We start from the raw sequence: 25,859 nt of genomic DNA on the forward strand, positions 1-25,859 counted from the left end.
TCAGCCCCCGCCCATTTCCGCCGCCAATTCCGCTACGCCCTCTTCCAACTGGTCGAGGCCGCTGTTCGTCCCTTCCTCGAAGCCCTGACCCAGATAGTCGTCCCGCATCGCCTTGCTTTCGAAGACGGTGTGATGGGTGAGCAGCGTGCGCCCCTCCGCATCCTCGTCAAAGCTGATCGTCGTCACCATCACCGGCGATCCCGGTTCCTCGAAACTATTGTCGTAGCGGATGCGGCGATGGGGAACGATCTCCAGATAGGTGCCGCCAAAGGGCGGGCCCAGCTCGCCCTTATCGCTGGTCATCTGGAACCGGAAGCGGCCTCCCACCCGAAAATCCATCTCGCATTTGGTGAGCGGCCAGCCCACTGGCCCGAACCAGCGCTTCACATGGACCGGATCGGCATGGGCGGCGAAGACCAGATGGGCGGGGGCGTCGATCAGCCGGGTGATGAAAATCTCGCGGACGGATTGCGGTTCGTCGCTCATGTTTCCTCTCCATTCAGATAGGTTTCCAGCCGGTCATAGCTGGCGTTCCAGAAGACCTCATAATCGCCCAGCCAGTGCGCTGCCGCCCGAAGCGGAGCGGGTTCCAGCCGTACTGGACGGGTCTGCGCGGCCCGTCCCCGCGACACGAGGCCCGCCTGCTCCAATATCTTCAGATGCTTGGAAACGGTCGGCTGGCTGAGGCCGGACGGCTCGACCAGCGCATTCACGGTCGCTTCGCCTTTGGCAAGGCGGCTGAGGATCGCGCGGCGCGTGGGATCGGCCAGGGCGCTGAAAATCCGGTCGAGCTGGGCAGGCTGCAAAATATCGCTCTCTATCTATATAGCTAATAGGCTATATAATGAATCAGGGGCTGTCAACCGCCTGGCGACTATGCCACATCGCTCGGCATGACCGCTGATTCTTCCTCCTTTTCGCTCCCTGGCTTCGATCTCGACGCCTTCATCGCTTCCACCCTGGCGGAAGATCTCGGCCCAGATCGCCGCGACGTGACCAGCGAGGCGGTGATTCCCGGCGATGCGATCTTCGATGGCGTGATGGACAGCCGTGACGCCGTGACGCTGGCGGGCCTGCCGATCGCCGCCGCCTTCTTCCGCGCGCTCGACCCCGATGTGGAGGTCGAACTGCTGAAACAGGATGGCGACCGCGTGGCGGCGGGCACCGACATCATGCGCATCCGGGGCAAGGCCCGCGCCATGCTGACTGCCGAGCGGTCCGCGCTCAATACCGTCCAGCATCTGAGCGGCATCGCCACCATGACCCGCGCCTATGTCGACGCGATCCTGGGCACCGGCACGACCCTGCTCGACACGCGCAAGACCATTCCCGGCCTGCGCATATTGGAAAAATATGCGACCCGCATGGGCGGCGCGACCAATCACCGCATGGGCCTGTGGGATGCGGCGATGATCAAGGACAATCATGTCGCCGTCGCCGGATCGGTCGAGGAAGCCGTCCGCCGCGCCGCCGCCGCCGGCATCGCTAGCATCATCGTGGAAGTCGACCGTATCGACCAGATCGAACCGGCGCTTGCCGCCGGAGCCACCCATCTCCTCCTCGACAATATGGATGCGCCCACCCTGCGCGGCGCTGTCACGCTGGTCGGCGGCCGCGTTCCCACCGAGGCGTCGGGCGGCGTGACGCTGGAAACCATCCGCGCAAAGGCGGAAACCGGCGTCACCTATATCAGCGTCGGCCGTCTGACCCAGTCGGCTCCGGCCGCCGATATCGGCCTGGACTTCGCTTTCGCATAGGGGGTGGGCTTTTTGCTTAAACTTGCGCTGCCGCTGCTCCTGCTCGCGGCGCCCGCGAGCGCTCTGGCGCAGGCGGCGCAGTGCAGCCTGCCAGCACAGATGCCCCGACCGCGTCCGGACCTGCCGAGCGAGAGTCAGGGCCGGCGCCTGCTGCCCATAGGCGGCTATACCCTGGCGCTCACCTGGTCGCCGCAATATTGTGCCGGTGCTAAAGGTGGCGACGACGCCTTCCAGTGCAGCGGCCGCAACGGGCGTTTCGGCTTCACCCTGCATGGTCTTTGGCCCGACGGCGTAGGCAAGGAATGGCCGCAATATTGCCGTGCGACAGACCTGCTGCCGCGTCCGGTGATCTGGCAAAATCTCTGCGTCACCCCTTCGGTCCAGTTGCTCCAGCATGAATGGGCCAAACATGGCACCTGCATGGCGACGAGGCCGGAACTCTATTTCAATCTTTCCCGCGCCTTATACCAGTCGATCCGCTATCCTGATATGGCCGCGCTGGCCCGCCGAAAGACGTTGACGGTGGGACGGTTTACCGAGGCCTTCGCCGCCGCCAACCAGGGGATGCGGGCCGATATGATGCGCGTCACCGCGACCCGCGACAATCGGCTGAGTGAGGTCTGGCTCTGCATGGACAAGGCGCTGGAGTTCGCCCGTTGTCCAAAGCATCAGGGCGGGACAAGCAACCAAACCAGCCTGCGCATTGCGCCCGGTCCGAATATTCCCAATCCGAAGCGTGCCAAGCCTGCGCCGGCAAGTCGGTCCGGCCTGATCCTGCACCTCGATCCCAATGCCGAATTGCCGGAGAATTAGGAGCGACGTTCGCGTCCGTCAGCGGCGAGAGAGGCTAACCGTCGATCACCACCGTCGAGGGGTGATGCCTGTCCAGATGCTTGCGGATGATCCGCAGATTCTTCGTGTTGGACTTGTAGAAAAAGTCGAAAATATCCCCGGCGAAGGGAATGGCGCCGATCAGCGTATCGAAGCCGACATTGGCCGCCATGCGGGTGAGTTGCCATTTCGACATGCCCAGATTGCGCGCTTCCCACACCATCCATGCGCCCATCGCCGCCGTGGCGAAATCGCCCACCACCGGGATCAATCCCACTAGGCTGTCCAGCCCGACGCGCCGGTTTGTACCGGGCAGCACGAACAGCCCCTCCAGCAGCGCCTCCATCGCCTCTATCCGTTTGCGCACCGAGGCGGGATCGCGGCCGAACCCCGGCATGTCGCGCACGATCCGGTCGAACTGGTCCTGCGAAATCGCCATCATCTTGTCCTCCAGCGACCTTAATTGGTGCTCTTGAACAGATGGTTCAATGGGTGTCGCGCCCGTGGCGAGGCCATGAAGCCCGTCAGCCGCCGCGCCACCAGCGACCAGCGAACCGGCGCGCCCAAGGCGACGAAGCCGTTATGCGCCTGCATCAGCGCCTCGGCCTGCGCCACCCGCGCCATGCGTTCCTCCAGGCTGCTGGCGAGGCTCGCCGCCTGCAATTGCGCGTCCGCTTGCAGCGAACAATGCACTTTCCGCGCGCAGCCGATCCGGCCCAGATACCAGAGCGCGCTGTCATAGGCGGCGACCTCATCGACCAGCCGCAGGTCGGCATCCGCCGCCATGTCGACCCGCTCGACCGCCAGCCCGATCATGCCGAGATCATGCCGCACCAATCCGAACAGCATGGTCGCGCCCGGCCCCTTGGGCAGCGCCACGCGCAGCACCGGCGGATCGCCATGCTCGCTGCGCCAGCGTTTCATGACCGCCTGCCCTTGCGCCCAGCGATCCTCCTGCGACAGCCCTGTCCAGTCGGGCACGGCGGGCGGCACAGGCAGGTCGAGTTGCCCCGGCACGATCTGCTCGGTCGTGGCCCATCCGCCGACCGGGAACATCACCGGCAACTGGCTGCGGTCGATCGCCATGTTGATCGCCCGCCGCACGCCGTCATCGTCCAGCAGCTTGCCTCTGTCTCCGCCCTGGCCGGTTATCGCCAGCCCCAGCAGCCCCTGCACCGGATCGATCCGCACATCGTCCCGGTCGACCCCGGCAGGCACCAGCAGCGGCAGGTCGGAAAAGCGCCCGCCCAGCACCAGCGCGGATTTCCCCTGCTGAAAGCGGGTGATGGCCAGCGCCGCCCGCTCTGCCCGGACGATCCGGGTCTGCCAGGTGGGCACCGGCAATTCGTCCCCGGATTCGTTCGTCGCCCGCTCCACCGGCGTCAGCACAAGCGCCTTGCCCCGCATCGCGCGGCGATAGGGGCCGGTGCCCCCGTCGCGCGACAGGATCGCCATCTGGGGCTGGGCCAGCATCTGCAGCACATAGGGGCGCGGCGCGGCAAGGCGGATTTCGATCACTTCGCCGGTCATCGCCACGACATCCTGCACCGCGTCCAGCGGCCCGGCCGGGTCCAGCCGCCGCAGCGCCTCTATCCGCGCCATCAGCAGCCGCCCGACATCCTTCGCCATCACCTTGCTGCCGTCCGGCCAGAAGGCTCGGCGCAGGCGGAAGATATAACTGCGCCCGTCATCCTCGACGATCCAGCGTTGGGCCAGCGCCGGCAATATCTCCCCACTGGCGTCGAACGCCACCAATCCCTGCGCAGTGGTTTCCAGGAACAGTTTCGCGCCGGGATCGGGCAGATTCTCCAGCGGTTTGGCGAAATCGGCGGGGGCGCCCACGACACTGACCGTCACCGTTCCGCTGCCTTCGTCCGAACAGCCGCCCAGCATAGCCGCCATCAGGGCGGCCCCGCCCAGGGTCAGGCAGGCAAAAGGCGAGCGGGGGCGGCCGGAAATCATGTCCGGACAAGGCTTAACCCGCAACCGCGTCCGCGCCAACCATCATGACGTGCCTTTTGCGCGCGGACGAAAGGTCATGAAATCCAACCGTCCCGGTCGATGCAAGGGCGGTTTCCCGGCTGTCCCATAGCGGAACAATATTTCGTTAACCATGACTCCGCATTGCTGATGGCCGCTGTGTCCCTATAACTTTCGTTATGCGCCTCTTCTCGGCCGTCCTGCTCCTGTCCGCCGCCGCGGTGGCGGCAACCGCGCTGGCGCAGGGCGTCGCCTCGCCCTTCACCGTGGCCGAAAGCGGGCGCAGCTATGCGACGCTCAGCGATGCGATCAAGGCGATCGGCAATGGCCGCGGCACCATATTGGTGGCGCCCGGCAGCTACGCCCAGTGCGCGGTGCAGCAGGGCGGCGACCTTACAATCCGCGCGCAGAAACCCGGCACCGCGATCCTCGACGGGGTGGCGTGCGAGGAAAAGGCCGCGCTTGTCCTGCGTGGCCGGTCGAGCGCGATCGACGGCCTCATCTTCCAGAATCTGCGCGTGCCCGACGGCAATGGCGCGGGCATCCGGCTGGAAAGCGGCAATCTGACCGTCGCCAACAGCCTGTTCCGCAACAGCGAGGAAGGCATTTTGACGGGCGATGCGCCCGGCAACAGCGTGCAGATCGACAAATCGACCTTCCGCCATCTGGGCCGCTGCGACCGTGACCTCGCCTGCGCGCACGGCATTTATGTGGGCCGTTATGCCAGTCTGACCGTCACCCGTTCGCGCTTCGATCAGGGGGATGGCGGCCATTATCTCAAAACACGGACGCCGCGCGTCACCATCACCGACAACAGCTTCGACGACAGCGCGGGGCGGCTCACCAACTACATGATCGATCTGTCCAATGGGGCCAGCGGCACGATCAGCGGCAATGAAATGGTGCAGGGCAAGGATAAGGACAATTACAGCGCCTTCATCACTGTCGCGCCTGAAGGCCGAGAGCAGGACAGCGCCAATCTCTCCATCGCCAACAACAGCGCCTCCTTCGTGTCGGGGCTCCAGCGCAGCAGCAGCTTCGTCGCCAATTTCACCGACGATGCGGTGAAGATCGGCCCGAACCGGCTGGCGAGCGGCATAAAGGTCACGGATCGGCGCTGAGCGGGTTTGGCCAATACAAGCCATTAAGTGATACGTGTTCCTGCCTTCGCAGGAACACGGTGTACTTCAAGAAAACAGCGCGAAACAGAACGTCCGCCTTCCACCCAAGAATGCATCCGACTTGCGCAACGGTATCGCCGGGCCGATAATCCTGCTCATGCGCACCACCTATAATTCGGCCACTGTTCGCCTTTATCATCTCAGCGACGCCGATGGGGGCGGCGCGGCGACAACGCTGTTCTATGGTCCCTTGAGCGAAGCGATGCTGATTGCCGGACAACAGCCGCAGGATATGCAGGACGGCCTGTTTCTCGCCACGGACAATGACGTCGTGGCTTATCTCGATCTTATAGAGGGTTAGCCTTCTCTTTTTCCGAAGGCCCGGAGGCAGTCGGAACAAAGCCCGTCAACACTGGTTGATCCCTTGCAGGCGGCGGGCGTCGATTGCGGCTTTCCAAGGGCCGCGAGGAGAGAGATGTCATGGTCACTCTGACCCCGCTGGAAGTCGGTTTGGCGCTTCTGGCCCTTGTTCTGGTCGCCGCAATTGCCGTCATGATCGTCACCAACCGCCGCCGCGCCAATCTGCGCGCCAAATTCGGCCCGGAATATGGCCGGACCGTGGAAATGACCGGCAGCCCGCGCAAGGCCGAGGCGGAATTGCAGGAGCGCGAGAAGCGCGTCGCCGCCTTCACCATCCGTCCGCTTTCGCCGCAGCAGGCCGACGCCTTCACCGATGCCTGGGTGCGGGTTCAGGCGCAGTTCGTCGACGATCCCCAAGGCGCGGTGTCGCGGGCCGACGTGCTGCTGACCGAAGTGATGGAGGTGCGCGGTTATCCGATCACTGACTTCGAGCAGCGCTCCGCCGACCTTTCCGTCGACCATCCGGAAGTGGTCCAGAATTACCGCTCCGCCCATGACATCGCCGTCCGCCATGCGCGGGGCGAAGCCGATACGGAAGATCTCCGCCGGGCGATGATCCATTATCGCGCGCTGTTCGACGATCTGGTCCATGAGCCGGTCGATCATCGCATGGCGCCCTCCGTCTCGCGATTGAGACAGGATGATTTGCGCGGGTCTGATCCGCGCTAAAAGGAAAAAGGGGCGGACGGGTCCGGCTCAGGTCAGCCGGACCCGCCACGATCGGCAGTCATCCCGGATTACCCGTCCGCAAAGCCGAAAGGCGCGTGAGTCCGCCGGAAATCCTCCGGCAGCATGTCGCGCCCGATCGGCGGGGCGGATCGCGCCATGCACTGGCTGCGATGGCACAGGCGGCAAGTGACGCCGATCGGGGTTGGTTCGGACGGCGTTTCGCCCGCCGTATATATCAGCCGATGGGCATGTTCCGCCGCGCAGCATAGCGCGATCGCCCGCTCGATCTTCGGCACGCCCCAGCCGCCGCCGCCCGCCGTCACCGTCCGTGCGATCGAAAAGAAGCGCTGCCCGTCCGGCAATTCCAGCCATTGCGTCAGCAATTCCCTGGGACGCTCAAAGGCGTGATGCACCGACCAGAGCGGGCATGAACCGCCATGGCGGGCAAAGGGAAAGCCTGCGCTGTCCAGCCTCTTGCTGACATTGCCCGCATGATCGACACGCAGGAAGAAGAAGGGAACGCGCTCCTGTCCCGGCTTTTGCAGCGTGGTGAGGCGGTGCGCGGTCTGCTCGAAGCTCGTGCCGAACTGCCGGGCCAGCGCCTCCACGTCATAACGTCGCGCCTCCACCGCCTTGGCGAAGGCGGTATAGGGCATCAGGATCGCCGCCGCGCCATAGCTGGCGAGCGCCCGCCGGGTCAGCCTCCGGCCGCTTTCGCTGGCGAATTGGCCATCCTTCAGCACCGCGTCGAAATCGCGGCGCATCTCCAGATAGGCGATTTGCAGCGCCAGTTGGAATTGCGTGCTCGCCCCGTCCAGCGCATCGTCCAGCAGCACCGCGTCGCGATGCCGGTCCAGCCGCCGCATCGACCCCGCCATGACATCCGAAGGCAAGCGCCGGACGCGCAGATTATGCTTTGTCTTCAGCCAGCCGGAGAGGCCGCCCGCCGCCTCGACCTCTTGACCCAGCTTTTCCCCGGCATCGTCCAGCAGGGGAAAGCTGTTCCGCCGCGCACCCAGAAAGCGCCGGGATTCGGCCACGGGATCGGGCGCTTCGGCGGCATCCTCCCCCTCCATGCCCGTTGATCCCGCATCTCTGTCGGCCAGCGCAAGTTGCTCCTCGCGATAGGCGGTGTGCAACCGCAACAGGGCTTCGGTAATGCCGGGATAATTGACCGCAACATCCCCGGTCGCCAGCGTGGGCAGGTCGATGTCCGCGAACATCGGATCCTTCAGCACCGCCTGCAAACGCGCCGTCTGCTCCGCGCCGCCGTCGCCCGCCAGTTCGCTCATGTCCATCTTGTATGTGCGGGCGAGGCGCAGCAGCATGTCGGCGGTCAAGGGCCGCTGGTTGCGCTCCAGCAGGGCGACATAGCTGGCGGAAATCTCCAGATCCGCCGCCATGTCCGCCTGGGTCAGGCCCAGCTCGCGGCGCAGCCTGCGCAGGCGCGGCCCCATGTAAACCGGACGATCCTTGGCCATCTCGTAAAGCGCTCCTGTGCAGCCTTTACAACTTTACACGCAAATATTGTAAAGTTCTACAACTGAACTTCGCGCCCTCTGCCGCGCCGCACAAAAGGCGATTAGGTCGGCTTCATTCCCCATCGAGCGACCAAGGACTGAGCATGACCTACCAACAGGAAATCACGAAGGCTGGCACCGCCATCGAGGGCCAGGGCCATTGGGACGGCATCGCGGCCGAATCGGTCGCTCGCATGCGCCTCCAGAACCGTTTCCACACCGGCCTCGACATCGCGCGCTACACCGCCGGGATCATGCGCCGCGACATGGCGGCCTATGATGCCGATCCGGCCAATTATACCCAGTCGCTGGGTTGCTGGCACGGTTTCATCGGTCAGCAGAAGATGATCAGCATCAAGAAGCATTTCGGCACGACCAAGGGCCGCTATCTATACCTGTCCGGCTGGATGGTCGCGGCGCTGCGCAGCGAATTCGGCCCGCTGCCCGACCAGTCGATGCACGAAAAGACCAGCGTTCCTGCGCTGATCGAGGAACTCTACACCTTCCTCAAGCAGGCCGACGCCCGCGAGTTGGGCATGATGTTCCGCGATCTGGATGCCGCCCGCGAGGCCGGTGATGAGGTCAAGGCGCAGAAGATTCAGCACGACATCGACAATTACGAAACCCATGTCGTTCCGATCGTCGCGGACATCGACGCCGGGTTCGGCAATGCCGAGGCGACCTATCTGCTCGCCAAGAAGTTCATCGAGGCGGGCGCCTGCTGCATCCAGATCGAGAACCAGGTCTCGGACGAAAAGCAGTGCGGCCATCAGGACGGCAAGGTCACCGTGCCGCATGAGGACTTCATCGCGAAGATCCGCGCTGTCCGCTACGCCTTCCTGGAGCTGGGCATCGATGACGGCATCATCGTCGCGCGCACCGACTCGCTGGGCGCAGGCCTGACCAAGCAGATCGCCTACAGCAAGGAAGATGGCGACCTGGGCGACCAGTATAACAGCTTCCTCGATGTCGAAGAGGTGACGGACATCAACAGCCTGCGCGGCGATGTCGTTCTGGCTCGTGAGGGCAAGCTGTTCCGTCCGAAGCGCTTGCCGTCGAACCTCTTCCAGTTCCGCTCCGGCACCGGCGAGGACCGTTGCGTTCTCGACTGCATCACCTCGCTCCAGAACGGCGCGGACCTGCTGTGGATCGAAACCGAAAAGCCGCACATCCAGCAGATCGCAGGCATGGTCGACCGCATCCGCGAAGTCGTGCCCAATGCGAAGCTGGTCTACAACAACTCGCCCAGCTTCAACTGGACGCTGAACTTCCGTCAGCAGGTGTTCGATAGCTGGGCTGCCGAGGGCAAGGACGTCAGCGCCTATGACCGGGCGAAGCTGATGAGCGCGGACTATGACGCGACCGATCTGGGCCGGGAGGCCGATGAGAAGATCCGCACCTTCCAGAAGGATGCGGCGGCGCGGGCCGGCATCTTCCATCACCTCATCACCCTGCCGACCTATCACACGGCTGCCTTGTCGACCGACAATCTGGCCAAGGAATATTTCGGTGAGGCGGGCATGCTCGGCTATGTCGAGGGCGTCCAGCGCAAGGAAATCCGCCAGGGCATCGCTTGCGTCAAGCACCAGAACATGTCGGGCTCTGACATTGGTGACGATCACAAGGAATATTTCGCGGGTGAAGCGGCGCTGAAGGCTGGCGGCGTGCACAACACGATGAATCAGTTTGCGGCCTAAAGGCCGCGGGGGAACCAGTTTGCGGCCTGAAGGCCGAGAGGGAACCGGCTTGCAGCCTGAAAGCTGCTGACAAGTCCGGGTCGTGGGGGTGCAAGCCTCGCGATCAGGGTGGAAGGACTGGACGGCCCGGAGCTGCATGCTCCGGGCCGTTTTTTCATAAGCGCAGCTTGTGTGACCCTCGCTCGTTCCGGCTTTTGTCCCGAAGCGGAGGCGCCTATTCTTCGCGCGCCTTTCAACAAGGGGAGAAGCCGATGTCCTACGCCCTCATCACCGCCAACCGGAATTATTCGAGCTGGTCGCTGCGCCCCTGGGTGCTGATGAAGGTGCTGGGCATTCCGTTCACCGACCGGATGGAGCCTTTCGCCGCCGCTGAAAATTACGCGGCCTTTCGTGAGTTTTCGCCAACGGGTCAGGTGCCGGTGCTGATCGACGGCGACCGGACCGCCTGGGATTCGCTCGGCATCACCCTTTATCTGGCGGACCGCCATCCCGGCGTCTGGCCGCAGGAAGCGGCTGCGCGGGCCTGGGCGCAATGCGCCGTCGCGGAAATGCACAGCGGCTTTGCCGCGCTGCGCAACGATTGTCCGATGAATGTCGGGGTGCGGGTGGAACCGCATCTGCCTTCGCCCGCGCTCAACCGGAACATCGCCCGGCTAACCGAATTGTGGGGGGAGGGGCTGTCCCGTTTCGGCGGGCCTTTTCTGGCCGGGGACGGCTTTACCGCCGTCGACGCTTTTTACGCGCCAGTGGTGTTCCGGGTGCGGACCTATGGGCTGGACGTCGGGCCGGTCGCCATGGCCTGGGTCGATCTTATGCTGGCGCTGCCTGCCTTGCGCGAATGGGAAAGCGCGGCGCTGGCCGAAACATGGCGCGAGGAAAGCCATGAAGCGGAAGTCGGCGCCACCGGGCGCATCGTGGAGGATCATCGCGCCGCCACTCTTTCGATGCCGCATTTTCCAAGCCGTTGACCGTCAACGGTCAACTTGAAAATGCTCTAACTGTCTGACCTTGCATCATCGCAGCGCGGCTATCTGCGAAAACAGGAAAAATTGGCCGCTTTCCCCCTTTTCCCCCGTCCTGTCTGGGTCTAGGGGGAAGGGATATGGTAAAGCCCCGCACGCTCTATGAGAAGATTTGGGACGCGCACGTCGTCGAACGCCGTCCTGACGGAACCTGTCTGATCTATATCGATCGCCATCTCGTGCATGAAGTGACGAGCCCGCAGGCATTTGAAGGGCTGCGCCTTGCCGGCCGCAAGGTGCGCCGCGCCGATCTGACGCTGGCGGTGCCGGATCACAACCTGCCGACCACGGCGCGCCGTGATGCGGCGGGCAACCGCATTCCGATAGCCGATCCGGAAAGCGCGCAGCAACTCGCCGCGCTGGAAAAGAACGCGCCCGAATTCGGCATCCGTTACTTTGGCGATGCCGATGCGGAACAGGGCATCGTCCATGTCGTCGGGCCGGAACAGGGCTTCACCCTGCCGGGCACGACGCTGGTCTGCGGCGACAGCCATACCAGTTCGCATGGTGCGCTGGGTGCGCTGGCCTTCGGCATCGGCACGTCGGAGGTCGAGCATGTGCTCGCCACCCAGACGCTGCTGCTGAAACAGTCCAAGACGATGGAAGTCCTGGTCGAAGGCGAATTGGGTTTTGGCGTCACGCCCAAGGATGTGGCGCTGGCGATCTGCGGCCGCATCGGCACGGCGGGCGGCACCGGCTATGTCATGGAATATCGCGGTTCGGTGTTCCGCGACATGTCGATCGAGGGGCGTCTGACCGTCGCCAACATGTCGATCGAGGCGGGCGCGCGTTCGGGCCTGTTCGCGCCCGATGAGAAGACCTTCGCCTATTTGAAGGGCCGTCCCATGGCGCCCAAGGGCGCGGATTGGGATGCCGCCCTTGCCTATTGGAAGACGCTGGTGACGGACGAAGGCGCGGCGTTCGACAAGAGCGTCGTGATCGACGCCGCCGACATCGTGCCCAATGTCACCTGGGGCACCAGCCCCGAGGATGTGGTGCCGGTGACGGGCGTCGTGCCCGATCCGGAGAGCTTTGCCGATGCTTCCAAGCGGGCGGCTGCGCAGAAGTCGCTCGACTATATGGGCCTGACCGCCGGGCAGCGGATGGAGGATGTGGCGATCGAGCATATCTTCATCGGAAGCTGCACCAACAGCCGGATCGAGGATCTGCGCGCCGCGGCCACGCTGCTCAAGGGCCGCCATATCGCCAGCGGCATCAAGCACGCCATGGTCGTTCCCGGTTCCGGTCTAGTCAAGCGCCAGGCGGAAGCCGAAGGGCTGGACCGCATATTCACCGAAGCCGGTTTCGAATGGCGTGAGCCGGGCTGTTCGGCCTGTCTCGGCATGAATCCGGACAAGGTGCCCGCAGGCGAGCGCTGCGCGTCGACCAGCAACCGCAATTTCATGGGCCGGCAGGGGCCGGGGTCGCGGACGCATCTCGTCTCGCCCGTCATGGCCGCCGCCGCCGCCATCACCGGACATCTCACCGACGTGCGCGAACTGTTGGGTGAAAAAAGGGGAGAGGCGGTCGCATGAAAAAGGTTTTCTGGCTGCTGGCGCTAGGCGCGCTGGCGAGTGCCGCCATGGCGGCGACCTTGGGGCGCGCGGAAGACTCGCATCGCTCCGCCGTCAAAAACGCGAGCAAACAGGCGCATTGATGGAAAAGCTGAATATCGTCGACGGCAAGGCCTATCCGTTCGGGATGAAGAATGTCGACACCGACATCGTCATTCCGGCGCATTGGTTGAAAACCATCAGCCGTGCGGGTCTGGGCAAGGGCGCGTTCGAAGTGCTGCGCAAGGAACCGGGCAATGTCTTCGACGACCCCGACTATGCGGGCAGCCCGATCCTGATCGCGGGCGACAATTTCGGTTGCGGGTCCAGCCGCGAACATGCCGCGTGGGCGTTGGCGGACCTTGGCATCAAGGTGGTGATCGCGCCCAGCTTTTCCGACATTTTCTCCGGCAATGCGTTCAAGAACGGCATATTGACGGTGGTGCTGCCGCAAGAGGCGATCGACCGGCTGATGGAGGTTGCCCAAGGAATCAATGGGACTCCTGACCCGATCCATGTCGATCTGGAGCATCAGACCGTCACGACGCAGTTCCAGGACCGCTTCCAGTTCGAGATCGACCCGTTCCGCAAGCATTGCCTGCTCGGCGGCCTGGACGAGATCGGCCTCACGCTGGGGCAGGCGGACACGATCGGCGCGTTCGAGGCGAAGGACGCCGGAACGCGTCCCTGGCTCGTTCCCGCCGTTGCGTAAGCATCCCGATCTTCCTATTTCGGACGAGACGATCCGTTTTTTATACAGGGCACAGGCATGACCACCTTCGACGACCGCGAAAAGGCCTTTGAAAACATGTTCGCGCACGACCAGGAGATGCAGTTCCGCATCCAGGCGCGGCGCAACCGTCTGCTCGGAGAATGGGCAGCGGTGAAAATGGGCCTGACCCCCGAAGAGACCGACGCCTATGCCAAGGCGGTCGTGCAGGCCGATTTCGAGGAAGCGGGGGACGAGGATGTCATCCGCAAGCTGCTGGGCGACATGACCCAGGCCGGCATTGAAATCGACGAGGCTGGCGTCCGCGCCGCGCTGGACGAGCAGCAGGTCATTGCCCGCCGCACGTTCATCGAAGCCCAATAAGCGTCAGGATCCTCCCGCCGTGCCGATGGCCTCCGACGAAATTGCGGACATGATCCGCGCCGCGATCCCCGATGCGGAGGTCGAGATCACCGACCTTGCCGGAGATGGCGACCATTATGCGGCGCGTGTCGTTGCGGAGAGTTTCCGGGGCATGAGCCGCGTCGCGCAGCAGCGGGCGGTCTATGCCGCGCTCGGCGGGCGGATGGGCGGCGTGCTTCATGCCTTGCAACTCACCACTGCCGTTCCCAATTAACGGCCATCGGACAAAGCGCGCGCCGAATTGCGGCGCCTGACAGGAATGGACCAGATAATGACCGACGCCGTGCAGCAGCGGATTGCTGATATCGTCACTGGCAATGACGTTGTGCTTTTCATGAAGGGCACGCCGCTGTTTCCGCAATGCGGCTTTTCCAGCCGCGCCATCGCGATCCTGGAGCATCTGGGCGTCGCCTATGAAAGCGTCGACGTCTTGCAGGATCAGGCCGTCCGTCAGGGGATCAAGGCCTTTTCCGACTGGCCGACCATTCCGCAGCTCTATGTGAAGGGCGAATTTGTCGGCGGCAGCGACATCATGATGGAAATGTATGAGGCTGGCGAATTGCAGCAGTTGATGGCCGATCAGGGCGTCGCCTTGGCCAACTGAGCTTTTCTTGCGCGAGATTGGAGGCGGTCCGGTTTTCCGGGCCGCTTTTTTTATGCTCCGCCGAGTTCCTGCCTTCGCGGGAACATCGTTCGCTGAACCGGATGAGTCAGGGAAACCCGGGTGGGAGAATGCGGCGGAGACTGGTGCCACATCCTCCCGGTAGTTGAACGGTTCGGGTATGACTGAAACATAGCAAAGTCAGTGCCAGTTTCAGCAAAGGCTGCATTCCCAGGCTTCAGAAAGGTTAATCGGCTCTGGGCGGGAACCTCCCGTGTAAAGCGCACCGACAGTTTATGTCCGCGCGCTTGACTACGGATGTAATCAATGCGATTACGTCTGTAGTCGATTCTGGACGCGGATGATTGCTGTGAGCGAGAAGATCAGCGAAGCGGAACTGGTGGTGATGGAGGCGCTGTGGGAACGCGCGCCGCAGACCGCCACCGATGTGGCGGACCGCGTTGCCGCCGGGCGCGACTGGAGCGTCCAGACCGTCAAGACGCTGCTTTCCCGCCTGATGGCGAAGGATGTCATCGCCGCCGATCAGGATGGCCGCCGCTTTTTGTATCGCCCGCTCGTCGCGCGGGAGGAGTATGTTGCCATCGAGTCGGGACGGCTGGTCAACCGGCTGTTCGGTGGGCGCGTCTCGCCCCTGGTGGCGCAGCTTGCCAGCGCGGACCAGTTGACGGCGGAGGATATAGCCGAGCTTGAGGAAATCCTGAGGGGATTGAAATCATGAGCGTCTGGATCGCAGAAACGCTGATCGCCACGACCCTGCTGATGGCGTTGGTCATGCTGTTGCGTGGGCCAGTGGCGCGATGGCTGGGTGCGGGAGTGGCCTATTGGCTGTGGTTGCTGCCGCTGGCGCGCATGATGTTGCCCGCTCTGCCGCAGGAGGTCTCCAGCCCTTCGCCCCTGCAGCGGGCGGTGGACCAGGCGGGCCTGTCGACCTTGCTGGATGCGGCGCCGTCCGCGCTTCCCGTCCAGTCGCAATGGAGCATCCCCTGGCTGGAGATCGCGGCGTCGCTTTGGCTGCTGGGCGTTGCTGCCTTCCTGATCGTACAGGTGATCGGCTATGTCCGCTTCCGGCGTTTCATCCTGAATGGCGCGACGCCGATCGGTGAGGAAGGACGCATTCGCCTGATCACCAGCCCACGGGCAAGCGGGCCGCTCGCCTTCGGGGTGCTGCGGCCCATTATCGTGCTGCCCGCCGATTTCGCGCTGCGCTTCGACCCGCAGGAGCAGGCCATGGCGATCGCGCATGAGCGCGCCCATCATCGGGGCGGCGATCTGGCCGCCAATATGATCGCGCTGCTGCTGCTGGGCCTGCACTGGTGCAATCCCATCGCCTGGCTCGCCTATCGTGCCTATCGGGCGGATCAGGAACAGGCCTGCGATGCACGGGTCTTGTCGCTCTACGGGCAGGATCAGGCCCATGCCTATGGCCGCGCCATATTGAAGGCTGCCGGAGGGCGCCAGTTCGCCGGCGCCTGTCATCTCAATCGCATCACTGCGCTCAAAGGGAGGCTGAAAATGCTGTCTGCCCATGAAATGTCGCTGCGCCGGATTAGCTGGGGCATGGCGGCGGTCGCTCTGGTGACTGCATCGGGCTTGGTGCTGACCGCTTCGGGGAGCCGTGCGGCGCAGCAGGTCGCCGCGATCACCGGCAAGGTCGATTCGATGAATTTCGGCCGGCTTGCCGATCTGGTCGCGCAGCCTGCCTCCGCCAGCGAGATTGCGTTGCCGCAACCGCCGGTCGCGCCCGCTGCGCCCCAGCCGCTATCCCATGTCAGGGCTGCGGAGGAAGCCGATGGCGTGCCCCCGGCACCTCCCGCCCCGCTTGCCCCTCCAGCGCCCGTCGCCGACATGGTGCCGCCGATCCCGCCGGTTCCTCCCGCGCCGCCCATGGATATGCGCGATGAGGGCGACCGGGCCTTGTCCCACGCCATCCCGAGCGAAGCCGAGATCCGCCGCATGGTGCCGCATGTCGATGTCGCCAATGGCTGCGAAGACGGCAAAAGCGTGAACCGGCGCGAGACGGTCGATGCCGATGGCCACCGCCACATCCGCGTCCGCATTTGCGAGGCGCAGATCTCGGCGCAGGCGCACCGCGCCGCCCGTGCCGGGCTGATCGCTGCACGGGCGCAGATCGCCGCCGCTGCCAGGATGTCGGACAAGATCAAAGCCGATGTGCTGCGAGACCTGGACAAGGAAATCGCGCAGATGGATGGAGAGGAATGAGGGGTCTTAGACCGCCACAATTTCCGGCAGGATAGCGTCCAGCAATAGCATGCCGGAAGGTTCGACGTACAGCCGCTGTCCCTGTCGCCGGACAAGCCCATGATCGGCCAATCGTGCGACCGCGTTCCCATCGACAAGAGCCTCGACCGCCAGGCCTGAGAGGCGCGAGATCCGGTCCAGATCGACGCCTTCCCCAAGCCGCAGCCCCATCAGCAGCGCTTCCCTGGCCCGATCGTTCCCATCCAGCGGTTCCTCGCTTTGCAGGCCGTGCCCGTTGCGGATGACCGCATTCATCCAGTTTTCCGGCTTCTTGTGCCGCAGCGTCGCCAGCCCTCCGCGCCGGCCATGTGCGCCCGGCCCCACACCCGCATAGTCGCCATAGCGCCAATAGGTGAGGTTATGGCGGCTTTCCTGCCCCGGCCGGGCATGGTTGCTGATCTCATAGGCGGGAATGCCGGCCGCTGCGGTCATCGCCTGTGTCTGCTCATAGAGATTGGCGGCATGGTCCGGATCGGCAAGCGTCAGCTTGCCCTGCGCCACCAGTGTCGCAAAGCGGGTGCCGGGCTCTATGGTGAGTTGATAGAGCGAGAGATGGTCGGTGCCGAAGGACAGTCCCTGCGCCAGTTCTGTTTCCCAATCCGCCTCGCTCTGGCCGGGCCGGGCGTAGATGAGGTCGAAATTCACCCGATTGAAAACCGATTGCGCGATATCCAACGCCGCCAATCCCTCACGCACGTCATGGGCGCGGCCCAGGAAATGCAGCGCTTCATCGTCCAGCGCCTGGAGACCAAGCGACACCCGGTTCACGCCCGCCGCCGCAAGATCGGCAAAGCGTGCAGCCTCGACCGAGCTGGGATTGGCCTCCAGCGTGATCTCGATATCGGACGCGGGCGCCCAGTGGCACGCCGCCGCCTCGATCAGCGCTTCCACGATTCGGGGCGGCATCAGCGAGGGCGTGCCGCCGCCGAAGAAGATCGAGGAGAGCGGCCGCCCGCCGTTCAGTGCCGCTTCATGGGCAAGATCTTTTAGCAGCGCATCGCGCCACGCATCGCTGTCGATGTCCGTCCGCACATGACTGTTAAAATCGCAGTAAGGACATTTCGAAACGCAAAATGGCCAATGCACATATAGGGCTATGGGGTCGGCCAAGTCCGATGCGTGAGGCGCGGGAGCGGGTATCAAGGGGTCGGGTGACATGAGTGGGGGCGTTCTTAAAGGGCTTTGGCCTGCGCGGCTAGCGTGGGCTGCTGTTTTGCTGACGGTTGCGGGGCAGGGCAGTGCTGCGCCTTCCCGTGGAGCGCCTTCCCTGCCGCCCGCCATGCCTGCTTCCTATTACGGCATGGAGGAAGCGGATCGCGATGACGGCCTGATGCGCGAAGTGATCCTGGGCATGCATAATGAGGAACGCGAATCGCTAGGGCTTTCGCCATTGGCGTGGGACAGCGCCTTGGCGGCGGATGCGGCGCGTTATGCGCGGCAGATGGCGCAGACCAATATCTTCCGCCATTCCGCCCGTGCCAGCCGCGCCATTCCCAGCGGCGAAAATCTCTGGATGGGATCGCGCGGCCTCTATGATTATGAGGTGATGGTCGGCTCGTTCCTGGATGAGAAGCGCTATTTCCGGCGCAGCGGGACTTTGCCTGATCTCAGCACCACCGGCCGATGGGAAGATGTCGGCCATTATACCCAGATCATCTGGCGCGGCACGCGCAAGGTGGGCTGCGCGTTGGGCGAAGGGCAGAGCTACGACTATCTCGTCTGCCGCTATTTTCCCGCCGGGAATGTCTTTGGGCGGAACCCGCTGGACCGGGATGACGGCGCGCCGTCGCAATATGCCAGTGGGGGACGTTGATCGAGGGACAGCCTGTTCCTGCGCAGGCGTACGGCTCGGCTAAAGAGGCGCTCGTCAGAAAACCGTCGCCACCAATTGCGCGAAGGCATCGGCTCGGTGGCTCATGCCGTGCTTCTTCTCCGGCTCCATTTCTCCGAAGCTGATGCTGTGACCATGCGGCTGGAAGATCGGATCATAGCCGAAACCCTTGTCCCCGCGCGGCGGCCAGGTGATGGTGCCGTCGACGCGACCTTCGAACACCTCCACATGCCCGTCGGGCCAGGCCAGCGCCAGAGCGCAGATGAAGTGGGCGCCATGTCCCGCATCCGGTCCCTGAGCCTGGATATTGTCCCAGACGAGCTGCATGGCGAGGCTGAAATCCTTCGTCTCGCCAGCCCAGCGGGCGGAGAAGATGCCCGGATCGCCGTTTAGCGCCTCGACGCACAGGCCGCTGTCGTCCGCCAGGGCGGGCAGGCCGGAGAGGTCCGCCGCCTGCATCGCCTTCAGCTCCGCATTGGCGACGAAGGTCGTGCCGGTCTCGTCGGGTTCGGGCAGGTCCAGCGCGGCGGCGGAGACCGTCTCTATGCCATAGGGCGCCAGCAGCTCGCCAATTTCGCGCACCTTGCCGGGATTGTGGCTGGCGATCACCAGCTTGCCCGGCCCCAGCTTGCGGATCGCCTGTTCCTGTCCGAACTCGTCGCTCATCTTATCGTCCCGTAGCCTTGTCCTGCGCCGCGAAGATCTGCGCGCAGCCGATGCGGGCGAGGCGCAGCAGGCGCAGCAGCTCTTCCTCATCATAGGTAGCGCCTTCCGCGGTCGCCTGCACCTCGGCAAATTTGCCGTCGCCGGTCAGGATCAGATTGGCGTCGGCCTCGGCATTGCTGTCCTCGACATAATCGAGGTCGAGAACCGGCGTGCCTTTGTAGATGCCACAGCTTATCGCCGCGACCTTCTGCACGATGGGGTCTTCGGTGAGGGCGCCCGAAGCGAGCAGCTTGTCGATGGCGATGCGCAGCGCGACCCAGCTTCCCGAAATGGCGGCGGTGCGGGTGCCGCCATCGGCCTGGATCACGTCGCAGTCGACGACGATCTGGCGCTCGCCCAACTTGGCCAGGTCGACCACGGCGCGCAGCGAGCGGCCGATCAGCCGCTGGATTTCCTGGGTGCGGCCGGACTGCTTGCCCTTGGCGGCTTCGCGGCTGCCGCGCGTGTGGGTGGCGCGGGGCAGCATGCCATATTCCGCCGTGACCCAGCCCGAACCCTTGCCACGCAGGAAGGGCGGCACCTTTTCCTCGATAGAGGCGGTGCAGAGAACGCGGGTATCACCGAAGCTGACGAGGCAGCTACCTTCGGCATGGATGGTGAAGCCGGGCTCCATGGTGATTTCGCGCATCTGGTCGGGCGCGCGGCCGGAAGGACGCATAAATTTTCTTCTCCGAAGCGTTGTGTTGGTGCGGCTTAGCGGCAGGTGTGCAGTCTTGCCAGTGGCGATCGAGTCGAAAGATGGTAGAGAGTGGGGCATGGGGACGAAAGCGATAGTTATGTTGGCGGCCACCGCACTGCTGGGCGGTTGCGCGACGGAACAGACCGAACTGGAAAAGCCGACAAAGGTTGGCGACACCATTCGTTTTTCCGCCGGTCCCTGTTTTGGAGCTTGCCCCAGCTACACCCTGCGCGTGACGCCGGACGGGTCGGGCCTGATCGAGCCGGAGCGCTTCACCGCCGTGCCGGGGCCAACGCGCTTTACCGTGACGCCAGTGCAATATCGCCGCTTCCGCGCCGCGCTGGCGCAGTTCCGGCCCGCGTCCGGCACCGTCAAGCGAATCACGCATGGGGAAAATTGCACTCGCTTCGCGACCGACATGCCCGGCTATGTCATCGAATGGACCCATGGCGAGGCGCAGCCCACGCGGCTGGAATTCCAGTCGGGCTGCATGGACGCAAGCTATGGCAAGTTGCGGGCGACGATCGCATCCATCCCCCGGATGCTGGATATCGCCGCGATGGTGAAGCCAACCCCCGCCAAGGGCAAATGAGCGTGGGCTTGAGCGCCGCCCGCTGCTTGCCTAGATAAGCGTCATGGCGGTCACCCCGATCACCGAGCTTAACGAGCGCGCGCGCGACGTTTTCCGTCTGGTGGTCGAGAGCTATCTCGGCACCGGGCTGCCGGTCGGCTCGCGTACGATCAGCAAGATCGCGTCGCTCAGCCTGTCGCCTGCGTCCATCCGCAATGTGATGCAGGATCTGGAGGAGCTCGGCCTGCTCGCCGCGCCGCATACTTCGGCGGGGCGGATGCCGACCGAAACTGGCCTCAGGCTTTTCGTCGACGGCATGATGCAAGCGGCGGAGCCATCCGTTGAGGAACGGCGCGCGATCGAGGCGGGCATTTCCGAGGGTGGACCGATCGAGGAGGCGCTGTCGGCGGCGACTGCTGCGCTGTCCGGCCTGTCCGCCTGCGCCGGGATCGTGATGGTGCCCAAGCGCGAGCCGGTGCTGCGGCAATTCGGCTTCGTGCCGTTGAACGAGCGGCAGGCGTTGGCGGTCTTGGTGGGGCAGGACGGGTCGATCGAGAATCGCGTGGTCGACCTGCCGCTGGGCATCACACCGATGATGCTCAATGAAGCGGCCAACTTCATGTCGGCGCGCTTTGGCGGGCTGACGCTGGCGCAAGCGGGGGAGGCTTTGCAGCGCGAGCTGGAGCATGAACGCCATGCGCTCCAGGGCGCGGCGCGGGAGCTGGTGGAGCGCGGCATCGCGATCTGGTCGCAGGATGCCGATGAGCGTCCCGTATTGATCGTGCGCGGCCAGGCGCATCTGCTGGATGACGGAACCGCCGCCGATCTGGAGCGGGTGCGGCAATTGCTTGAACAGCTGGAGGGCAAGCAGGAAATTTCGCGGCTGCTGGAAAGCGCGCTGGCGGGCAGCGCGACCAAAATCTTCATCGGATCGGAAAACAAGCTCTTTTCCCTTTCGGGTTCTTCGGTCATAGCCGCGCCTTACCGGGGCGGTGACGGCCGGGTGGTCGGCGTGGTCGGCGTAATCGGCCCCACGCGCTTGAACTATGCGCGGGTGATCCCCATGGTGGACTTTACCGCACAGACGCTGTCGAGATTGATGAGATGAGCGAAGACAAACAGAATATCGAGAATACCGAAGTCGTGGATGAACTGCCCGAGGATGCGGCGCCTGCTGGCGACGCGGCGGCGGAGCGGATCGCCGCGCTAGAGAATGAACTCGCGACCGCCAGGCAGGACGTGCTCTACGCCCATGCCGAAACGCAGAATGTGCGGCGGCGGCTGGAAAAGGAACTGGCCGACGCGCGCGCCTATGCCGCGACGGCCTTTGCCCGCGACATGCTGTCGGTGGCGGACAATCTGGCGCGCGCGCTCCAGACGATCCCCGCCGACCTGCGTGAGGATGAGAAGTTCAAGGGGCTGGTGGTCGGTCTGGAAGCCACCGGGCGCGAGTTGGAGGCCGTTTTCGGCCGCAACGGTATTGAAAAGCTGGTGTCGGTCGGTCAGCCGCTCGACCCCAACAAGCATCAGGCGATGATGGAAGTGCCCTCCGCCGATGCCGAACCGGGCACGGTGCTGGTGGAAATGCAGGCGGGCTACACGATCAAGGATCGGCTGCTGCGCCCGGCGCTGGTCAGCGTGGCGAAGAAGCCCGACTGATCTCAGGCTCCTTGCGAGATAAAAGGCCCGCCGAACCAATGTTCGGCGGGCTTTTTTGTTTGCCGGCGCGTGGCTCTGCTACCCGCTCCTGCCTTCGCAGGAGCCCGCGAGTTTTCCGGCAGGCGTCTCTTCGATATAAAAAGATATATCGTAAATCTTGACGTTCGCTATTTTTAAGATATATCTCAAACCATCATAAATCAGTTTGAAGGTTCACATATGCATTTTCATCATTCTCACCACGGCGGACGTCGCGGCTTTGGCTATGGCCGTTTTGCCAGTCCGGAAGGCTTCGATCGCGGCGGCTTCGGCGGTCGTTTCGGGGACGGACCGTTTGGAGGTGGCCGGGGCGGACATTTTGGTGGCGGTCGGGGCGGTGGCCGCCGTCGTCTGTTCGGCAATGACGCGCTCAAGCTCATTCTGCTCAAGCTCATCACGGACAATCCGCGCCATGGCTATGACCTGATCCGCGAGATTGAAGCGCTGTCGGGGGAGGTTTACGTGCCGAGTCCCGGCGTCGTTTATCCGACCCTGACCTTGCTGGCGGACATGGGTCTGATCGCTGAACAGCCGGGCGAAAGCAGCCGCAAGCTGTTCGCGATTACCGAAGCGGGCACCGCCTATCTGGCCGATCATGACGAAGGCGTGAAGCTGGTAATGGATCGTCTGGGTTCGCTTGCTCAAAAGGCGGAACGCACGGATGGCGCGCCGATCCGGCGGGCGATGCACAATCTGGGCATGGCGGTCCGGGCGCGGCTCGAAAAGGAAGGGGCCGACGCTCAGACCATGTTCGACGTCGCGTCGCTGATCGACGAGGCCGCCAGCAAGATCGAAAGGCTGTAACCCATGGTGTTGACCGCTCATGTTCCGACCGCCAGCGCCAGCCGCTCTCTTCAGCAGCTATGCAAGCATTGAGGCCACAAGTTCGAAACCGAATTTGATGCGCAGCAGGGCGTGATCGCCTTTCCCATGGGGTCGATCCGGATGGCGGCGGGGGCGGAAGCGCTCACCGTCACCATCGAACCGCAGGAGGGCGCTGATGTCGAGCGCTTCAAGCAGGTGGTGGCGGACCATCTGGACCGCTTTGCCTTTCGGGAGGCGCCGTTGACTTTCGATTGGCAGTAATGGGTGGAGAGCGGACGGTAGGCTTAGCGCTTTTTCTTGAAGCGCATCGTGCTCCTGCGAAGGCAGGAGCCCAGTTCCTACGGTGCGATGATCCACAAGCGGCGGAACTGGGTTCCTGCCTTCGCAGGAACACGGATACGATCAATGTCTTGGAATGGCCACTTCCTGATACCTATTGCGAAGGCGCCGCCTTACTTGCGCGGAATCCGACGCGCGCTCGCCAGATGATGGGCGTGTGTAATGGCAACCGCCAAAGCATCCGATGCATCCGGCCCCGCGACTTTCGCGCCGGGGAGAAGGCGGGACACCATGGCGTGGACTTGCTCCTTGGAAGCATTGCCGACGCCGACGACTGATTTCTTGACCAGCCGGGCGGCATATTCGCCCACTTCCATGCCGGATCGCGAGGCTGCGAGCAGCACGACGCCGCGCGCCTGCCCCAATTTCAGCGTGGATTGCGGATTCACGTTGACGAACACTTCCTCGACCGCGGCGCCATTGGGCTGATGTTCGAGGATCAGGTCCGTCAGCGCCAGATCCAGCACCAGCAGGCGCGATGCCAGCGCCATCTCCGAATCGGTCTTGATCTGTCCATTGGCGATATGGGTGAGGCGATTGCCGTCCGCGGCGATCAGTCCCCAGCCGGTGGTGCCGAGACCGGGGTCGAGGCCAAGGATGATCATGATCTTTTCCTCGCCGCTTCAAGGGAGAGGATAGGGGCGCTTAGCAGCTTGCCGCCTAGCGAAACTTGGAGAGGGGCGATGCAACGATCGAATGCAGCGCTCCCGCCTCTCCCAACTTCGCCCAGGCGGCAGAACCGCCAAGGCTGCGTAACCCTCTCCCTCGCGGGGAGAGGGACGCGCATCGTCAACCCAGCTTCTCCATGACCTCGTCCGAAACCTCATAATTGCCCCAGACGGTCTGGACGTCGTCATCTTCTTCCAGCGTGTCGACCAGCTTCATCAGCGTCGCGGCGTTGCTTTCGTCGACTTCGACGGTGGTCTGCGGTCTCCAGGCGAGCTTGGCGCCTTCAGCCGGACCGAGCTTGCCTTCCAGCGCCTTGGCGACTTCATGTAGCGCGTCCATGGCGGTCCAGATTTCATGCTCGTCTTCGTTCGAGGACACGTCTTCCGCGCCCGCTTCCAGAGCAGCTTCGAAGATCGCGTCGGCATCCCCCGCGCTCGCCGGATAGGTGATGAGGCCCATGCGGTCGAAACCGTGGCTCACCGCGCCCGACGCGCCCAGATTGCCGCCATTCTTGGAGAAGGCGGTACGTACATTGGTCGCGGTGCGATTGCGATTGTCGGTCAGCGCTTCCACGATGATCGCGACGCCGCCGGGGCCATAGCCCTCATAGCGGATTTCCTCGTAATTCTCCGTGTCGCCGCCGATCGCCTTGTCGATGGCGCGCTGGATATTGTCCTTGGGCATGGACTGCGCCTTGGCGGCGTTGATCGCCAGGCGAAGGCGCGGGTTCATGTCCGGGTCGGGCATGCCCATTTTCGCCGCCACGGTGATTTCGCGGCTCAATTTGGAGAACATCGAGGAGCGCTTCTTATCCTGCGCGCCCTTGCGATGCATGATGTTCTTGAATTTGCTATGGCCGGCCACGGCCTGCTCCTAAACTTGTCTGTGATCCGAAGCGCGCTCTCTAGCGGGCGCGCCCGGCAAGCGCAACTCAGACAAGGATCGCGGTGCCTGAGGCCGTCACCATCAGCATCGATCCGCTTGAACCCACCGTCTCATAATCGAGATCGACGCCGACCACCGCATTGGCTCCCAGCGTTGCCGCACGAGTGCGCATTTCGCTGATGGCCTGTTCGCGGGCGCGCTGGAGCACATCCTCATAGGCGCCCGAGCGCCCGCCGACGATGTCGCGCACGCTGGCGAACAGGTCGCGAAAGAGGTTGGCGCCCACGATCACCTCGCCGGTGACGATGCCGAGATATTCCTTCGCGGGCCGGCCCTCCAGAGAAGGGGTGGTGCTGACGATGATCTCGGAATTTCCAGGCATCGGGACGCTCTCCTTGGTTTGTGGGGTTATTCCAGCCCAAGCGCCGTTTTGTATGTATCCAGCAGCGCTTCGGCTTCCATCCGGGCGTTGCGCTCCATCTTGCGCAGGCGCACGATCGACCGCATCGTCTTCACGTCATAGCCATTGGCCTTGGCCTCCAGATAGACGTCCTTGATGTCGTCCGCGATGCCCTTCTTTTCCTCTTCCAGACGCTCGATGCGCTCTATGAAAAGGCGTAGCTGTTCGGCGGCGACATTGCCATCGCTCATGAGAATCTCCAGTCAGTGTGAATCGGTCGGGACACGCTCCTAATGGCTGTCGGCGTTCTTCGCCACACTCTCCTGCATGCGGGCGATCTGTTCCGGCGTCGTTTCGCTCTGATAGCGGGCCTTCCATTCGCCAAAGGGCATGCCGTGGACGATCTCCCGCGCTTCATCCTTGCCGAGAGTGCCGTCGGCCTCGGCAATCCAGTCGGCCAGACAATTGCGGCAGAAACCCGCCGCGCCCATCAGGTCGATATTCTGAACGTCGGTGCGGTGCTGCAAATGCGCCACCAGCCGTCGGAAGGCGGTTGCGGCAACCGCGTCGCTGAGTATGTTGTCGCTCACGGCGAACCCTTTCGCTGATCTACATCATCCTGTCGTGCAGCACGGATAATCGAAAACCGCGCC

General features: G+C 63.8%; 33 protein-coding genes and 1 pseudogene. 21 read left to right on the forward strand and 13 right to left on the reverse strand.

Going from position 1 to position 25,859, the window contains the following annotated elements; all coding sequences use genetic code 11:
• Both K426_RS06245 and K426_RS06250 read right to left on the reverse strand, forming a co-directional pair.
• Positions 1 to 486 (reverse strand): SRPBCC domain-containing protein, encoded by a 486-nt coding sequence (locus K426_RS06245; protein ID WP_066555140.1) that lies wholly within the window; start codon positions 484 to 486, stop codon positions 1 to 3.
• Positions 483 to 806, reverse strand: a complete 324-nt coding sequence (locus K426_RS06250; protein ID WP_066555142.1) for an ArsR/SmtB family transcription factor — start codon at positions 804 to 806, stop codon at positions 483 to 485. The genes K426_RS06245 and K426_RS06250 overlap by 4 nt, the downstream gene beginning before the upstream one ends.
• Positions 807 to 893: 87 nt before the next feature.
• Between K426_RS06250 and nadC the strand changes: the two genes are divergently transcribed.
• The gene (gene nadC, locus K426_RS06255; RefSeq protein ID WP_066555144.1) at positions 894 to 1,757 is read left to right on the forward strand and encodes a carboxylating nicotinate-nucleotide diphosphorylase; all 864 of its coding nucleotides are present in this window, start codon (positions 894 to 896) and stop codon (positions 1,755 to 1,757) included.
• A gap of 12 nt (positions 1,758 to 1,769) precedes the next feature.
• Positions 1,770 to 2,570, forward strand: coding sequence for a ribonuclease T2 family protein (locus K426_RS06260; RefSeq protein WP_066561431.1), 801 nt, complete (start codon positions 1,770 to 1,772; stop codon positions 2,568 to 2,570).
• 34 nt (positions 2,571 to 2,604) lie between these two features.
• On the opposite strand, the gene K426_RS06265 is transcribed toward K426_RS06260, so the two are convergent.
• Both K426_RS06265 and K426_RS06270 read right to left on the reverse strand, forming a co-directional pair.
• Positions 2,605 to 3,027, reverse strand: a complete 423-nt coding sequence (locus K426_RS06265) for a DUF4112 domain-containing protein (RefSeq protein WP_066561433.1) — start codon at positions 3,025 to 3,027, stop codon at positions 2,605 to 2,607.
• A gap of 20 nt (positions 3,028 to 3,047) precedes the next feature.
• Positions 3,048 to 4,550, reverse strand: coding sequence for an ABC transporter substrate-binding protein (locus K426_RS06270; protein WP_066555146.1), 1,503 nt, complete (start codon positions 4,548 to 4,550; stop codon positions 3,048 to 3,050).
• Positions 4,551 to 4,747: 197 nt separating this feature from the next.
• Here K426_RS06270 and K426_RS06275 point away from each other — a divergent pair, with 197 nt between their 5' ends.
• The 3 genes from K426_RS06275 (at position 4,748) to K426_RS06285 (ending at position 6,778) form a co-directional block, all read left to right on the forward strand.
• A complete protein-coding gene (locus K426_RS06275) occupies positions 4,748 to 5,689 on the forward strand; it encodes a right-handed parallel beta-helix repeat-containing protein (protein WP_066555147.1) in 942 nt (313 codons plus the stop codon).
• 157 nt (positions 5,690 to 5,846) lie between these two features.
• Entirely contained in the window at positions 5,847 to 6,050 is a 204-nt protein-coding gene (locus K426_RS06280) for a hypothetical protein (protein ID WP_066561435.1), read from the forward strand.
• 119 nt (positions 6,051 to 6,169) lie between these two features.
• The gene (locus K426_RS06285) at positions 6,170 to 6,778 is read left to right on the forward strand and encodes a hypothetical protein (RefSeq protein ID WP_066555150.1); all 609 of its coding nucleotides are present in this window, start codon (positions 6,170 to 6,172) and stop codon (positions 6,776 to 6,778) included.
• 68 nt (positions 6,779 to 6,846) lie between these two features.
• On the opposite strand, the gene K426_RS06290 is transcribed toward K426_RS06285, so the two are convergent.
• Complete coding sequence (locus K426_RS06290; RefSeq protein WP_066555153.1) at positions 6,847 to 8,259, reverse strand: helix-turn-helix domain-containing protein; 1,413 nt, start codon at positions 8,257 to 8,259, stop codon at positions 6,847 to 6,849.
• A 143-nt stretch (positions 8,260 to 8,402) separates the two neighbouring features.
• Here K426_RS06290 and K426_RS06295 point away from each other — a divergent pair, with 143 nt between their 5' ends.
• From K426_RS06295 to K426_RS06335, 10 genes are all read left to right on the forward strand, one after another.
• On the forward strand, positions 8,403 to 9,995 hold the full coding sequence (locus K426_RS06295) for an isocitrate lyase (RefSeq protein WP_066555154.1): 1,593 nt from the start codon (positions 8,403 to 8,405) through the stop codon (positions 9,993 to 9,995).
• 251 nt (positions 9,996 to 10,246) lie between these two features.
• On the forward strand, positions 10,247 to 10,963 hold the full coding sequence (locus K426_RS06300; protein WP_066555157.1) for a glutathione S-transferase family protein: 717 nt from the start codon (positions 10,247 to 10,249) through the stop codon (positions 10,961 to 10,963).
• A 134-nt stretch (positions 10,964 to 11,097) separates the two neighbouring features.
• Positions 11,098 to 12,552, forward strand: a complete 1,455-nt coding sequence (leuC, locus tag K426_RS06305; RefSeq protein WP_066555165.1) for a 3-isopropylmalate dehydratase large subunit — start codon at positions 11,098 to 11,100, stop codon at positions 12,550 to 12,552.
• Complete coding sequence (locus K426_RS32830) at positions 12,549 to 12,674, forward strand: hypothetical protein (RefSeq protein ID WP_254911578.1); 126 nt, start codon at positions 12,549 to 12,551, stop codon at positions 12,672 to 12,674. The genes leuC and K426_RS32830 overlap by 4 nt, the downstream gene beginning before the upstream one ends.
• Complete coding sequence (leuD, locus tag K426_RS06310; protein WP_066561437.1) at positions 12,674 to 13,282, forward strand: 3-isopropylmalate dehydratase small subunit; 609 nt, start codon at positions 12,674 to 12,676, stop codon at positions 13,280 to 13,282. Before K426_RS32830 ends, leuD begins: the two co-directional genes overlap by 1 nt.
• Before the next feature lie 57 nt (positions 13,283 to 13,339).
• A complete protein-coding gene (locus K426_RS06315; RefSeq protein WP_066555168.1) occupies positions 13,340 to 13,663 on the forward strand; it encodes a DUF1476 domain-containing protein in 324 nt (107 codons plus the stop codon).
• Positions 13,664 to 13,682: 19 nt separating this feature from the next.
• Complete coding sequence (locus K426_RS06320; protein WP_066555170.1) at positions 13,683 to 13,916, forward strand: BolA/IbaG family iron-sulfur metabolism protein; 234 nt, start codon at positions 13,683 to 13,685, stop codon at positions 13,914 to 13,916.
• 57 nt (positions 13,917 to 13,973) lie between these two features.
• Positions 13,974 to 14,306, forward strand: a complete 333-nt coding sequence (gene grxD, locus K426_RS06325) for a Grx4 family monothiol glutaredoxin (protein WP_066561439.1) — start codon at positions 13,974 to 13,976, stop codon at positions 14,304 to 14,306.
• 358 nt (positions 14,307 to 14,664) lie between these two features.
• Entirely contained in the window at positions 14,665 to 15,042 is a 378-nt protein-coding gene (locus K426_RS06330; RefSeq protein WP_197672765.1) for a BlaI/MecI/CopY family transcriptional regulator, read from the forward strand.
• Complete coding sequence (locus K426_RS06335; RefSeq protein WP_066555172.1) at positions 15,039 to 16,544, forward strand: M56 family metallopeptidase; 1,506 nt, start codon at positions 15,039 to 15,041, stop codon at positions 16,542 to 16,544. Before K426_RS06330 ends, K426_RS06335 begins: the two co-directional genes overlap by 4 nt.
• 6 nt (positions 16,545 to 16,550) lie before the next feature.
• Here K426_RS06335 and hemW read toward each other — a convergent pair whose 3' ends face one another.
• Positions 16,551 to 17,741: a radical SAM family heme chaperone HemW gene (gene hemW, locus K426_RS06340; RefSeq protein WP_066555177.1), complete on the reverse strand. Its 1,191-nt coding sequence runs from the start codon at positions 17,739 to 17,741 to the stop codon at positions 16,551 to 16,553.
• A gap of 121 nt (positions 17,742 to 17,862) precedes the next feature.
• On the opposite strand from hemW, the gene K426_RS06345 reads away from it, so the two are divergent.
• Entirely contained in the window at positions 17,863 to 18,396 is a 534-nt protein-coding gene (locus K426_RS06345) for a CAP domain-containing protein (protein WP_082748455.1), read from the forward strand.
• A 54-nt stretch (positions 18,397 to 18,450) separates the two neighbouring features.
• Here the strand turns inward: K426_RS06345 and rdgB are convergent, their stop codons facing one another.
• Both rdgB and rph read right to left on the reverse strand, forming a co-directional pair.
• Positions 18,451 to 19,080 carry an RdgB/HAM1 family non-canonical purine NTP pyrophosphatase gene (gene rdgB, locus K426_RS06350; protein ID WP_066555186.1) on the reverse strand — a complete coding sequence of 210 codons (630 nt, stop codon included), beginning with the start codon at positions 19,078 to 19,080 and terminating at the stop codon, positions 18,451 to 18,453.
• A 1-nt stretch (position 19,081) separates the two neighbouring features.
• On the reverse strand, positions 19,082 to 19,798 hold the full coding sequence (gene rph / locus K426_RS06355; protein WP_066555187.1) for a ribonuclease PH: 717 nt from the start codon (positions 19,796 to 19,798) through the stop codon (positions 19,082 to 19,084).
• A gap of 97 nt (positions 19,799 to 19,895) precedes the next feature.
• Here rph and K426_RS06360 point away from each other — a divergent pair, with 97 nt between their 5' ends.
• The 5 genes and pseudogenes from K426_RS06360 to K426_RS06380 all read left to right on the forward strand — a co-directional run bounded on the left by K426_RS06360 (position 19,896) and on the right by K426_RS06380 (position 23,174).
• A complete protein-coding gene (locus K426_RS06360) occupies positions 19,896 to 20,411 on the forward strand; it encodes a DUF6438 domain-containing protein (RefSeq protein ID WP_066555188.1) in 516 nt (171 codons plus the stop codon).
• Between the two features lie 43 nt (positions 20,412 to 20,454).
• The gene (hrcA, locus tag K426_RS06365; RefSeq protein ID WP_066555190.1) at positions 20,455 to 21,498 is read left to right on the forward strand and encodes a heat-inducible transcriptional repressor HrcA; all 1,044 of its coding nucleotides are present in this window, start codon (positions 20,455 to 20,457) and stop codon (positions 21,496 to 21,498) included.
• Complete coding sequence (gene grpE / locus K426_RS06370; protein ID WP_066555193.1) at positions 21,495 to 22,049, forward strand: nucleotide exchange factor GrpE; 555 nt, start codon at positions 21,495 to 21,497, stop codon at positions 22,047 to 22,049. Before hrcA ends, grpE begins: the two co-directional genes overlap by 4 nt.
• Positions 22,050 to 22,268: 219 nt before the next feature.
• The gene (locus K426_RS06375; RefSeq protein ID WP_066555195.1) at positions 22,269 to 22,892 is read left to right on the forward strand and encodes a PadR family transcriptional regulator; all 624 of its coding nucleotides are present in this window, start codon (positions 22,269 to 22,271) and stop codon (positions 22,890 to 22,892) included.
• 3 nt (positions 22,893 to 22,895) lie between these two features.
• Positions 22,896 to 23,174 (forward strand): annotated as a pseudogene (locus K426_RS06380) (DUF2218 domain-containing protein).
• A gap of 191 nt (positions 23,175 to 23,365) precedes the next feature.
• Here K426_RS06380 and ruvC read toward each other — a convergent pair.
• The 5 genes from ruvC to K426_RS06405 form a co-directional block, all read right to left on the reverse strand.
• Positions 23,366 to 23,857 (reverse strand): crossover junction endodeoxyribonuclease RuvC, encoded by a 492-nt coding sequence (gene ruvC / locus K426_RS06385; RefSeq protein ID WP_066555197.1) that lies wholly within the window; start codon positions 23,855 to 23,857, stop codon positions 23,366 to 23,368.
• Between the two features lie 184 nt (positions 23,858 to 24,041).
• Positions 24,042 to 24,785: a YebC/PmpR family DNA-binding transcriptional regulator gene (locus tag K426_RS06390; protein WP_066555199.1), complete on the reverse strand. Its 744-nt coding sequence runs from the start codon at positions 24,783 to 24,785 to the stop codon at positions 24,042 to 24,044.
• Positions 24,786 to 24,852: 67 nt separating this feature from the next.
• Complete coding sequence (locus tag K426_RS06395) at positions 24,853 to 25,188, reverse strand: heavy metal-binding domain-containing protein (RefSeq protein ID WP_197672766.1); 336 nt, start codon at positions 25,186 to 25,188, stop codon at positions 24,853 to 24,855.
• Positions 25,189 to 25,214: 26 nt separating this feature from the next.
• Positions 25,215 to 25,457: a DUF2312 domain-containing protein gene (locus tag K426_RS06400; protein WP_066555202.1), complete on the reverse strand. Its 243-nt coding sequence runs from the start codon at positions 25,455 to 25,457 to the stop codon at positions 25,215 to 25,217.
• A gap of 39 nt (positions 25,458 to 25,496) precedes the next feature.
• Positions 25,497 to 25,796, reverse strand: coding sequence for a DUF1244 domain-containing protein (locus K426_RS06405; protein WP_066555205.1), 300 nt, complete (start codon positions 25,794 to 25,796; stop codon positions 25,497 to 25,499).
• Positions 25,797 to 25,859: the final 63 nt, after the last annotated feature.

Origin of the sequence: Sphingobium sp. TKS (assembly GCF_001563265.1) — a bacterium.
Classification (GTDB): Bacteria; Pseudomonadota; Alphaproteobacteria; order Sphingomonadales; family Sphingomonadaceae; genus Sphingobium.